We start from the raw sequence: 11,148 nt of genomic DNA, 5'->3' as shown, positions 1-11,148 counted from the left end.
CGTGCGGCCGCGTATCTCGGTCCGCCAGTGCCCCGGCAGGCCACGTTTGCGTGCCGGGGTCCTAGAGGCACAGCGGACTGGCGTCCGAACCGGCCGGGGGCGAGCCCTGTGACGGCGCGGAGCTCGCACGTACGACCAACTCGGGCGCCAGGAGCCGGTGCAGTGGCTCCTGGGGCGGTTCGCCGTCCGCACCGGGGGGCCGGCCGGTCAGCCGCAGTACCTCCGCCATCACCAGCCGGCCCACCTCCTTGATCGGCTGACGAACGCTCGACAGTCCCATCGCCGCGGCCGCCGGAGAGTCGTCGAAGCCCACCACGGCGACGTCCCGGCCGGGGCGGAGCCCTTGGTCGCGCACCGCGTGCAGCGCCCCCACCGCGAACGTGTCGGTCGCCGCGACGACGGCGGTCGGCGGGCCGGGCCTGTCCAGGAGCTCCCTCATCAGCCGGGAACCGGTCGTCGTCGTGTCGTCGCCTCGCACGTCCAGTCGGTGACTCGCCGCGAGCAGACCGTGCCGGTCCACGGCCGTCAGCCAGCCGTGCGCCCTCGCGTCGCCGGCACTGGACCCCTCGGGCCAGCCCAGGAATCCGATGCGCCGGTGACCGGCCGCGACCAAGTGGTCGACGGCCGAGGCGGTTCCCGCCGTGTTGTCGACGTCGGCCCAGCTGTAGCTCTCCGTGCCCACCGCCGTACGCCCGAAGGCCGTGAACGGCACCCCGGCCGCGGTGAGCCGGCCGGGCCGCGGATCGTCGGGCGTGATGTCGTAGAGCACGACCCCGCTCACGGCCCCCGCACGCCACAGGGCCGTGCACTGCTCGGCCTCCGCGGCGACATCCGCGGCCGCGAACAGCAACAGGTGATGACCGCACTCCTGCCCCGCCTCGGCGAGCGCGTGCAGGAACCGGTCCTGGATGGCGGCCACCGTCTCCGCGTGCAGCGGCTGGATGCGGCAGCCGATCATGCGGGGCGAACTCGCCCGCAACGAGCGCGCCATGTGGTTGGGGTGGTAGCCGAGATCGGCGATGACCTTTGTGACCCGCTCCCGCGTCTCGGCGCGCACGCGGTCCGGTGCGTTCAGCACATTGGAGACCGTCTGCCGCGATACGCCTGCGGCCTCGGCCACGTCCGAAATGGTCACGGGCTGCGCAGGCGACGGCCGTGTGTCGCGGAAACCGGCTGTCACAGTCTCCCCCTCGCTCTCCCTGACCCAGGCTGGGACCCTCGATTTTATCGTTCACACGGAGGCTGTCGAGGCCACGCCCCGAGGTGTGGGAGAGCCAGTGGGCAGCAGACGGTCGACGTCGAGGCGCATGGCTCGGGACCGGGCTCGGCCGACGTCCCCTCGGGGCAGCTTCGCGCCAGGCTGCCCCGGTGGCGTACTCGCCCGCGACGACAGCTACGCCGCCTCGCGTGGGCCCGGTACGGCGAAGGATTCGGCAGGCCCATGCCGGGGGCACCAGACAAAGGTGACTCATGGCTTCGCGCTGCGTGTTCCAAACGGCGTGCACAGACTGCCCGATTCGCCGGAGGCTTACGGGACCGTGATCACTCGCCCCGAAGCAGCTCCAGCCCAAAGCCGCTCCACCGACCTCATTGTCCGCTGCTGCGTCATGACCGGTGCAAGGTCCCGTCACTGCGCAGCGGTATGAAGCCAGTACAGCCTCTGCTCCTCGTCCACTGCGGGCGTGTAGTCGTTGAGGGGCTGGTTGGTCTCGAGAGACGTGGCGATCATCTCCATGAGCACCGGCAGGGACGTCCACATCCCGTGTGATCCGCGCATAATGCCTTGCTCGGCCTCGACTTGGTGGACGCGCCCCCGGTCGATCTCGGGACGGTGGTCGAGTACGAGGCAACCCCCGCGCACGTCCCGCGCAATGGGGATCAACTGCGGATGGCCGTACAGGACCCTGCTGGCCCCCATCTTCATGAAGTCGTAGTCCGCCTCCTCTCCTTCCTCATCCGCAGTGCGCTTGTCGTAGAAGCTGGTGAAGAGTTGCCACTCCGCCGCTGTCTCGCGTGCACTCATCGGTCTGTAGAACCCTGGCAGCAGAGAGAACCGCTGGTCGAGGAGACCGTCGTGTCGCGACAGCGACATCACCAAGGGCTTCAGGAGTGGCCTGCCGATGACGCGTTCGGCTGCGGCGATGTCCGCCGGATCCGCGGGCGGGGCCAGCGCGGCGTAGGTTGCCGGGGCGTGCTCGGCCAGCCAGTTCTCGATTCGCGTCCATGACTCACTGATCGGTGCGGTCATGGCACGGCATCCTGCCACCTGGTACTGACAGCCTCCACGGGCCAGAAGGACGGCGGCTGGAGTGCGTGCAGGTCAGGAAGGTGGCGCGTCACTTCCAGAAGCGTCCGGCCCGGATCCGCCAGGTTGGAGCCGGTGTCGTAATCACGGGGCGTCAGGCACTGGTCTTCCACGGCACCATGACCGTTGCCGCAATCTGGCTCTGGCTTCGTCCGTGATCCGCCGGACCCGGACCTGGACCTGGCGGTGAGGCGGCGCCCGAAAACCAGTGGAAGAGCGTCGCTGTGCGCCCTTACCGTGCTGCCGAACCAAGTCGTCTGGTCAAGGACATGCCATTGTACACCGTGTGAGACCTCCCAAGCGCTGATTGGTCGCGCGTCGCGCATATGCGCCGCGCTGCTTTTTGCTGTGGACTTCTCACCGAAACCGGTGTACTTCTGTGCCCAATAACTGGGTGGTCGCACCCACCTGCCTGCCGCTCGTTCTCCGCCGTTGCCACGCGTGCGCGTCAGGGCGCTTCCGGACAAGCGGTAAATTTCGTGTCAACGCAAACCACAAGCTCATCGACGCCTGGCTCCTCGCCCTCTGTACCGTTTGCGGGGAAACTGCAAAGCTCACGGTCCTGGAGCGGATGAATGTGCGCTCCGTACGGCCCGAGCTGCTGGACCGCATGCATGACAACGACCCTGGCCTCGCAGCTGAGTTGCTTCAGGATCCGGTCGTGCGGCGCCGTAGTCGCATCGCCCTCGACTGGGAGAACGCCTGGCGCCTGGACACCGACGGATCGGATCACCTGGACCGCGAGGTGATCGACATCTCAGTACGCTTTGCGGCGCGGATCCCTGTCCGGCCGGTGCGACTGATCGCTGAAGGTTGCGGTCTTTCACGGGCCGAGGTCGAGAGACTGATCACGGAGGGGAAGCTCGTCTCGGCAGTCCGGCTGAGCGGCAAGCTCTCCGGCGACTTCACCTTCATGCTCAAGCGCTGAGCCCTCCTCGGGACCAGGGCCTGTCCGGCAGGATCCGTCGGACAGGCCCGAGCCGGTACGGCTCTGCACGTGGAAGCACGCGGTTCGAGGGCACGGCCCAGTTCCCCGGTGAGGGGCCTGTGGAATACCGCGGGAATCTCGCCGGCTGAGCCAGGGCCGGTCTGCCGTCGCCGTCTGCCGTCGCCGTCTGCTTTCGCCAGCGGCGGCAGACCGCCAAGGGCCACTGTCCGGCTTTGGTGTCCTGCAACGACGGCAGCACCCGCAGCGGGCCGATCGCCCTCCGCGTCACGTCTGTTGTAGGCGGTTCGCGCTGAGTGCCAGGATCACCAAAGCCGCGTCCTCGGGGCGTCTGGGGTCGCGGCCGGTGAGTTCGGCGAAGCGGTTGAGGCGCTGTTGGATCGTGTTGCGGTGGCAGTACAGGGTGGCGGCTGTGTCCGCGACGGATCCGCTGCCGGACAGGTGGACCTGAACGGTCTCCAGCAGCCGATCCGCCTCCACCGGGGGAACTCCCGTGCACAGCCCGCCGAGTACGTCGGCCGCCAGATCGCGGCCGAGGTCCTCGGCCCGATGGACCAGGACGTCGAGCCAGCTGTCCTCCAGCCGGCGCGGTCCCGTGGCATCGCGGGGCAGCACTCGGGCCGTGGCAGTCGCCAGTGTCACCGCGCGGGGCACCTCGGTCAGTCCGGTCACTGCGGGAGACACGCCGCACGGCGTTCCGTCGAGCTGTGCCAGTACCGCTTCTCGGGTCAGTCGAGGGCCCAGTTGAACGACCAGGACCATGTCCGCGGCGACCGCCTGCTGTTGCAGCGGGGCACCCAGGGTGCGGAGTGCGTTCGCGACGGAACGCAGCGACGCTTCGCCGCCTCCGGGCGCCACCGCACACAGGAAGTGCCCGGACACCTGGAAACCGAGCGCCAGCGCGGCGTCCTGCACCACGGTGGGGTTGCGGCCGTGGCTGTCCAGGAGCCGGCTGAACCACAGACGCCGCTCGTCCTCCGTCCGCCGTCCCATCTCCAGGACGGTGCGCTGATAGGCGGTCATGATGCCGGTGACATGGCGCTCGACCGCCTCCCACACGTAGTAGGCGGAGGTGACCAGTTGCGCCCTGCCCTCGTCGCCCGCGCGCCGCACCAGGGCGGCCCAGACGACCCGGAAGTCCACGCGCGCCGCCTGCAGCAGTGCGTCCAGCGGAACGCCCTGCCGGGCCCGCTGTTCGCCGACCCGCTCGGAGACGCCGGCGATGTGTTCCGGCACGGGTAGCCGGGCCACGGTGCGCAGCAGCAGTTCGAACGCCTGCCAGGCGCTGTCGCGGAACTCCTGCCGGGAGACCAGGTCCGAGTAGGGGGCGCGGACCGGCCCGACGTACTCGGCCCACTCGTCGACCAGGCTGTCGATCTCCTCCAGGCACTCGCGCGCCAGAGCGACGACATGAGGGTCCGGCGGGGGCAGGGCCGAGTGCGGCGTGTGCATGTGCTCCATCGTGGCCTCGTCCTCACCTGGCTTCAAACGTGGGGTCCGGTCCAGTCCGGCAGGGGGATGCAGTCCGGTCGAGTCCGGTCCGGTCCGGTCCGCTGCAGTCGATGCAGTCCGGTCCCGGATTCGGCTTCGGCCCCGGCTTTGAGCCTGTCAGCTCGCTCGTCCCCGTACCCGTATGACCTTCCGATTGACGAACTCGCTCATTCCGTAGGCGCCCAGCTCCCGTCCCACACCGGAGAGTTTGACCCCGCCGAAGGGGAGGTCCTCCTGGGTGCCGGAGGGGCCGTTGATCGAGACCATGCCGACGTCGAGTGCGTCGGCGACCGCCTTCGCGGCGGCGATGTCGCGGCCGAACACGACGCTGCCGAGGCCGTACGGCGTGTCGTTGGCCAGGCGGATGGCCGTCGCGGTGTCGGGGACGCGGTGGACGACGGCGACCGGGCCGAAGATCTCCTCGTGGTACGCGCGCATGTCGGGGGTGACACCGGTGAGGATGGTCGGCTCGATGAAGGCGCCCGTGCGGGTCGGCCGTGTGCCTCCGGTTACCGCCGTCGCGCCCTGCTCCACCGCGTCGCTCACCTGCGCGATCACTGTTCGGGCGGCTTCCTCGGAGGAGAGGGGACCGAAGGAGACATTGTCGTCGGTCGGGTCTCCGGTGGTCAGGGCCCGCACCGCGTCGGTGAAGGCGCCGAGGAAGCGGTCGTGGAGAGGGTCGACCACGATGAACCGCTTCGAGGCGGTGCACGCCTGGCCCGCGTTGCCCATGCGGCCCTCGACGGCGGCACTGACGGCGGCCTCCAGGTCGGCGTCGGGGAGGACGATGAAGGGGTCGGAGCCGCCGAGTTCGAGGACGTACTTCTTGAGGTGGCGGCCCGCGGCCTCGCCCACCGCGCGTCCGGCACGCTCCGAGCCCGTGAGCGACACGCCCTGGACCCGCGGGTCCTCGATGATGCGGGCGACCTGCTCGTTGGTGGCGTACACGTTGACGTACGCGCCGGCCGGCAGTCCGGCGGCCCTCATGATGTCCTCGATGGCCTGGGCCGACTCCGGGCAGCTCGGGGCGTGCTTGAGGATGACGGTGTTGCCGAGGACCAGGTTGGGTGCCGCGAAGCGGGCGACCTGGTAGTACGGGTAGTTCCAGGGCATGACGCCGAGCAGTGCGCCGAGCGGCTCGGACCGTACGACCACGTCGTCGCCGCCGCGGATGTCGAGCCGCTGGTCCGCGGCGAAGGCGGGGCCGTGCTCCGCGTAGTACGCGAAGATCGCCGCCGACAGGTCCACCTCCGCCAGGGCCTCGCGGGTGGTCTTGCCCATCTCGCGGGTGATGATCGCGGCCAGTTCCTCTCGCCGGGTCTCGAACTCCCGCGACACGGCGAGGGCTGCGTCGGCCCGCTCCTTGACCGGGCGTCGCCGCCAGTCGGTGAACTCCTCCGCGGCGGCCTCGATCGCGCGGTCGACCGTGGCGTCGTCCGCCGTCGGGTACCGCCGCACGAGCGTGTTCGTGGCCGGGTTGACGATCTTGTATTCCGTCACGTGCTCTTGCTCTTTCCTTCGCATTGTGCGTGGCCCGGTTTCCGGTCAGCCGAGGTGGAGGAGCGTCCGGAGGTCCTCGCCCGCCCGGATGCGGCGGATGAGGTCCGGCTCGGCCGCGTCCGCCAGTTCCGCCTCGTGTACGACGGCGGCCAGCCACGTCGGCGGCAGGGCGATCACGCCGTTGGCGTCGCCGAGGACGAGGTCCCCCGGTGCGATGCGGACACCCCCGATGTCCACCGGCACCTGGCGTCGCCCGCCCCGGCCGTCCAGTCGCTTGGTGGTGAGGCAGCTGGTGCCCCGAGCGTGGACGGGCATGCCGGAGCGCGGGTCCGTGAGCGCGTCCACGTCGGTCACCACTCCGTCGACGACGATGCCCGCGGCCCCACGCGCTCGCGCCGCGGCGGCCGTGACCGCGCCGATCGGCGCGTGGGCGTGGTCGCCGCCCATGTCGATGACCAGTACCTCACCGGGGCGCAGTGCGACGAGCGCGCGGTTCACCGCTGTGGCGTCCGGGGCGTCGAGGGCGAGGGTGGCGGCCGTTCCGGCCATCCGTCGCGGTTGCCCCAGTCGACGGATGGCCGAGCCGACGAAGCCCTCCTCCAGCAGATGGCCGAGGGTCGGGAGGTCGACTCGTTGGAGGCGCTCCAGCAGGTCCGCATGTCCGGGCTCGGCCGGGTTCGGGCCAGGGACGCCAGGGCCCGTGGCGCTGGGGTCAGTAACGCAAGCGCCAGTGGCACTGGAGCCAGTGACGCAGGCGCCGGTGGCGCTGGAGTCAGGGACGCAGGCGCCAGCAGCACCGGAACCGATGACGCTGGAGCCGGTGGCACCGGAACCGGTGACGCTCACTCTTCCGCTCCCGCCCTGACCACAGCGATGCAGTCGATCTCCAGGGACACTCCCCACAGCCCCACGCACACCGTGGTCCGCGCCGGCCGGCGGCGGTCGGCGAAGAACTCCTCGTACGCCTCGTTGTAGGGCGCGAGCTGGTCCGGTGAGCTGAGGTAGGTGTTGACCTTGACGATGTGGTCGACATCGGAGCCCGCCTCGACGAGTACGGCTTCGAGGTTGCGCAACGTCGCTCGCACCTCGTCCTCGAACGTTCCGATCGACCGTCCCGGGGCGGCCGGGATCTGGCCGGTGGTGAAGACGAATCCGCCGGCGGACGTCGCCTGGACGTAGGGGCCGACAGCGGCCGGGACGCCGGGGGCCGAGTCGACGCGCGTGATCCCGCTGCCCACGTTCATGCGCCGGCCCCGATCGGGCGCGCGGCGGGCCGGGTCGCCACGCCCGGCTCGTCGATGTCCCCGAAGCGGGTCTCGGCGAGCAGGAGCAGTGCCAGCAGGGACACGACCGCGGCGCCGAGGACGTACCAGGCGATCGAGGAGCTGCTTCCGGTGAGCGACAGCAGCCACGCGGTGACGGCCGGAGTCGCCGCGGATCCCAGCAGACCGGACAGCATGTAGGCGACCGAGAGGCCCGAGTACCGCACCCGGGTGCCGAAGAGTTCGGCGAGGAAGGTCGCGATCGGGCCGTAGTTGGCGGAGAACGCGACCATCATGAGCGCGTAGGCCACGAAGACCAGGGGCGCCGACCGGGTGTCCAGCAGCCAGAAGAACGGGAAGGCCAGCACGGCCTCCGCCGCGATGCCCGCGTAAATGACGGGCTTGCGGCCCACCCGGTCGGACAGCCGGCCGAAGTACGGGATCGCCACGAACGCGATGCCGCAGGACAGCATGACCGCCCACAGCATCAGGCTCTTCGAGTGGCCGAGGCCGTTGGTCCCGTAGCTCACTCCGGAGGCCACCATGAGGGTGAAGGTCGACCCCGTGGACAGCGTCGCGACACCACCCAGCAGCACCTGACGCCAGTACCGGCGCATCAGTGCGAAGAACGGGATCTTGGCCTTGGCTCCCTCCTCCCTGACCGTCTGGAAGGAGGGCGTCTCCTCGATGTGGACCCGGATGTAGATGCCGACCCCGACCAGAACTGCCGAGGCCAGGAAGGGGATCCGCCATCCCCACGAGAGCAGCGCGTCGGCGCTCATGTTGGTGGCCACCAGCAGGAACGCCCCGTTGGCGAGCAGCGTCCCGATCGGTACGCCGACCTGGACCATGGAACCGAAGAATCCGCGCCGGTCGTGCGGTGCGTGCTCGACGGTCATGAGCACGGCGCCGCCCCACTCGCCGCCCAGCGCGAGGCCCTGGATCACACGGAGGCCGAGCAGCGTCAGGGGCGCGGCCACGCCGATGGCGTCATAACCGGGGACGAGGCCGATGGCGAAAGTGGCCACGCCCATCGCCGTCAGGGAGATCAGCAGCATGGACTTCCGGCCCAGCCGGTCTCCGAAATGGCCGAAGAACACGGCACCCACCATGCGCGCCAGATAAGCGGAGGCGAATGTCAGAAACGACAGAATCGTGCCGACGGCTCCATCGAACTCAGGGAAGAACACCTTGCCGAACACCAGCGCGGAGGCGGTACCGAACAGAAAAAGGTCGTACCACTCGACCGCGGTGCCTATCACACTGGCGAGGGAGATCCTGCGCATCTTCGTCGCGTCGAGCCGGCCGCCGGTGTTCGGCGGGGAGGCGGAAGTGGTCATGGGAACTCCGGTCTGAGCAGAGGAATCGTCGAGGTGCTGCGCGGGCGCCGTGCGGTTGGCCAACGGTGCATCGACGACTTCGTCGACCACAAGAAGCAGAAGCACATCGCCGCAGGCCGACGAGTGTGCAGATGACCAATGTGCCACGTCGCGCTTCGGCTGCCCGACCGAAGCCTGAATGAAAACTTCTCGTTACGGGTTGTTACGGACATCGGATTGCTACGGGCATAGGGCTGTACGGGCATCGAGTTCCCACGGGCATGCGGGGAAATTCTCGGCCGGACCCTGCCGGACCCCTCCTCGGACCCGGTCGGACCCGGTCGGACTCGGTGGCCATGTTCATCTGCACATCGCTGCGCTTTTATCCGGGGTCCATTGCCCCGTGTTCCCGGTCGCCCCGAAAGCAACAATGACGGGTGACCGTGACCTCAATAGCCGTGCATCTGCGGCCTGAATAAAAGGAACAGACCCCGATGGCGAACCCCGAACCCCCCGAGCGCCCCCTCTCCGCGGGCCATCTGATCGTCGCGCAGTTGGAGCGCGAAGGCGTGCGGCGGGTGTACGGGGTTCCGGGGGAGTCCTTCCTCGACGTTCTCGACGGGCTGTACGACTCGCCGATCTCGACCGTGGTGACCAGGCACGAGGGTGGTGCGGGCTTCATGGCGCTGGCGGAGGGGAGGTTGACGGGGCTGCCCGGAGTCGCGGTCGTGACCCGGGGGCCGGGAGCCGCGAACGCCTTCATCGCCGTCCACACCGCTTACCAGGACGCGACGCCGATGCTCCTCTTCGTCGGACTGATCCCGGTGGCCGACCGTGGCCGGGAGGCGTTCCAGGAGTTCGACCTCAGCGGCTGGTTCGGCAGCACGGCCAAGAAGGTCGTCATGCTGGACGACCCCGCCGCCGCGGCCCGTGTCGTCTCCGAGAGCATCCATGTGGCCCGCAGTGGTCGGCCCGGCCCCGTGGTGATCGGCCTTCCCGAGGACGTCCTCACCCGGCCGGCGGGCTCCTCCCGCACCGTTCAGCCGCTCGCGGTGCCCCGGCCGCGCGCCGCCGAAGCGGAGCTGAAGGAGCTGGTGCGCCGGTTCGAGCGTGCGCGGCGGCCCCTCGTCGTGGTCGGAGGCGAAGGATGGACCGCGCAGAGCGGCCAGGAACTCGTGCGCTGGGCGACGGAGCGCTCCGTCCCCGTCCTCGCCGACTTCCGCGCCTACGACGCGGTTCCTCATGGTCTCGACGCGGTCCACCGTGGTCTCGAAGCGGTTCCCCATGGTCTCGAAGGCGTCGGCGCCTACGTCGGCTCGCTCGGATACGGTCGCAGCGACCACGCGGCCCGGCTGCTGGACGAGGCGGACCTCACGGTCTTCCTGGGCGCTCCGCGCGGTGACGTGCTCAGCGACGGGTACACCCGCGGCCTCGACTCGGAAACGGTTCTCGTGCTGTCCGGCGACGCTCTCGGGCACTGTGGCCGCATCGACCAGTTCATCCCGGCCCACGCGCCGTCCTTCGTCCTCGACCTCGTCACCGCGCCCGCCGCGCTGGACGCCGACGTCGCGTGGTTCAGGACCGCGACGACGGCCCACGCCCGCTTCAGCACCCCTGCCGCCGAACCGGCCGCGAACGACGCCCACGTGGACCTGACAGCGGTCATGGGCGTACTGCGGGAGGAGCTCGCGCACGACGCCGTCATCACCTACGGCGCCGGCAACCACGCCCTGTGGCCCGCCCGTTACCTCCCCCACCGGGCCCCGGCCTCCCTTGTCGCACCACGGAACGGCGCCATGGGCATGGGCATACCGGCCGCCGTCGCCGCCTCGCTGGCCTTCCCCGGGCGCGAGGTCGTGTCCGTCGCGGGTGACGGCTGCTTCCTGATGAACGGTCAGGAGGTCGCGACCGCAGTGGGATACGGCGCCGCCTTCGTCGCCCTGGTGGTCGACAACGGCTGCTACGCGACGATCCGGGAGCACCAGGAGGGCGCCTACCCGGGCCGCCCGTCGGGCACCCAGCTGACCAACCCGGACTTCGCGGCGTGGGCCCGCTCGTACGGTGCGTACGGCGAGACCGTGACCTCGGCCCACGGCTTCCGCGAGGCGTTCCGGCGTGCTCGCGCGAGCGGGCTCCCGGCCGTGCTCCACCTGATCCAGGATCCCGCGGTCCGCGCTCCGGCGACCGCCGGCTGAGCCACTGGGCGAGGTCTCCGACGTCAGCCTCACCTCTCCCGGCCGACGCCTGTGAGCCAAGGCCCCTCCTGCCTCCACCTTCCCAGTGCCAACGAGCCCCCCAGCCCAACGAGCCCAAGCCCAACAAGCC

The 11,148-nt window shown here is 70.0% G+C and carries 10 protein-coding genes; 3 read left to right on the top strand and 7 right to left on the bottom strand.

Going from position 1 to position 11,148, the window contains the following annotated elements:
- Positions 1 to 61: 61 nt before the first annotated feature.
- Positions 62 to 1,120 (bottom strand): LacI family DNA-binding transcriptional regulator, encoded by a 1,059-nt coding sequence (locus tag FPZ41_RS09330; protein WP_322620009.1) that lies wholly within the window; start codon positions 1,118 to 1,120, stop codon positions 62 to 64.
- Positions 1,121 to 1,627: 507 nt separating this feature from the next.
- Positions 1,628 to 2,248, bottom strand: a complete 621-nt coding sequence (locus FPZ41_RS09325; RefSeq protein WP_152860925.1) for an SMI1/KNR4 family protein — start codon at positions 2,246 to 2,248, stop codon at positions 1,628 to 1,630.
- Positions 2,249 to 2,684: 436 nt separating this feature from the next.
- Between FPZ41_RS09325 and FPZ41_RS09320 the strand changes: the two genes are divergently transcribed.
- Entirely contained in the window at positions 2,685 to 3,233 is a 549-nt protein-coding gene (locus FPZ41_RS09320; RefSeq protein WP_322620008.1) for a DUF1062 domain-containing protein, read from the top strand.
- Entirely contained in the window at positions 3,119 to 3,382 is a 264-nt protein-coding gene (locus FPZ41_RS50175) for a hypothetical protein (protein WP_228022625.1), read from the top strand. Before FPZ41_RS09320 ends, FPZ41_RS50175 begins: the two co-directional genes overlap by 115 nt.
- A 136-nt stretch (positions 3,383 to 3,518) precedes the next feature.
- Here FPZ41_RS50175 and FPZ41_RS09315 read toward each other — a convergent pair whose 3' ends face one another.
- The 5 genes from FPZ41_RS09315 to FPZ41_RS09295 all read right to left on the bottom strand — a co-directional run bounded on the left by FPZ41_RS09315 (position 3,519) and on the right by FPZ41_RS09295 (position 8,844).
- On the bottom strand, positions 3,519 to 4,703 hold the full coding sequence (locus FPZ41_RS09315) for a PucR family transcriptional regulator (RefSeq protein WP_152860923.1): 1,185 nt from the start codon (positions 4,701 to 4,703) through the stop codon (positions 3,519 to 3,521).
- Positions 4,704 to 4,859: 156 nt separating this feature from the next.
- On the bottom strand, positions 4,860 to 6,242 hold the full coding sequence (locus FPZ41_RS09310) for an NAD-dependent succinate-semialdehyde dehydrogenase (protein ID WP_322620007.1): 1,383 nt from the start codon (positions 6,240 to 6,242) through the stop codon (positions 4,860 to 4,862).
- A gap of 45 nt (positions 6,243 to 6,287) precedes the next feature.
- Complete coding sequence (locus FPZ41_RS09305; protein ID WP_322620006.1) at positions 6,288 to 7,088, bottom strand: RraA family protein; 801 nt, start codon at positions 7,086 to 7,088, stop codon at positions 6,288 to 6,290.
- A complete protein-coding gene (locus tag FPZ41_RS09300) occupies positions 7,085 to 7,486 on the bottom strand; it encodes a RidA family protein (protein ID WP_152860919.1) in 402 nt (133 codons plus the stop codon). Before FPZ41_RS09300 ends, FPZ41_RS09305 begins: the two co-directional genes overlap by 4 nt.
- The gene (locus tag FPZ41_RS09295; protein WP_228022624.1) at positions 7,483 to 8,844 is read right to left on the bottom strand and encodes an MFS transporter; all 1,362 of its coding nucleotides are present in this window, start codon (positions 8,842 to 8,844) and stop codon (positions 7,483 to 7,485) included. Before FPZ41_RS09295 ends, FPZ41_RS09300 begins: the two co-directional genes overlap by 4 nt.
- A gap of 473 nt (positions 8,845 to 9,317) precedes the next feature.
- On the opposite strand from FPZ41_RS09295, the gene FPZ41_RS09290 reads away from it, so the two are divergent.
- A complete protein-coding gene (locus tag FPZ41_RS09290; protein ID WP_152860917.1) occupies positions 9,318 to 11,018 on the top strand; it encodes a thiamine pyrophosphate-dependent enzyme in 1,701 nt (566 codons plus the stop codon).
- The last annotated feature ends 130 nt before the right edge of the window (positions 11,019 to 11,148 follow it).

The organism is Streptomyces acidicola, assembly GCF_009377235.1.
Lineage (GTDB): Bacteria > Actinomycetota > Actinomycetes > Streptomycetales > Streptomycetaceae > Streptomyces > Streptomyces acidicola.
Note: the sequence above shows the minus strand (reverse complement) of the source record. Positions and strands in the feature narration are given on the sequence as shown.

Coding starts and splice junctions, on each gene's coding strand:
- FPZ41_RS09325 (WP_152860925.1), bottom strand. CDS start 2,248: ATGACCGCACCGATCAGTGAGTCATGGACGCGAATCGAGAACTGGCTG.
- FPZ41_RS09295 (WP_228022624.1), bottom strand. CDS start 8,844: ATGACCACTTCCGCCTCCCCGCCGAACACCGGCGGCCGGCTCGACGCG.
- FPZ41_RS09315 (WP_152860923.1), bottom strand. CDS start 4,703: ATGCACACGCCGCACTCGGCCCTGCCCCCGCCGGACCCTCATGTCGTC.
- FPZ41_RS09290 (WP_152860917.1), top strand. CDS start 9,318: ATGGCGAACCCCGAACCCCCCGAGCGCCCCCTCTCCGCGGGCCATCTG.
- FPZ41_RS09300 (WP_152860919.1), bottom strand. CDS start 7,486: ATGAACGTGGGCAGCGGGATCACGCGCGTCGACTCGGCCCCCGGCGTC.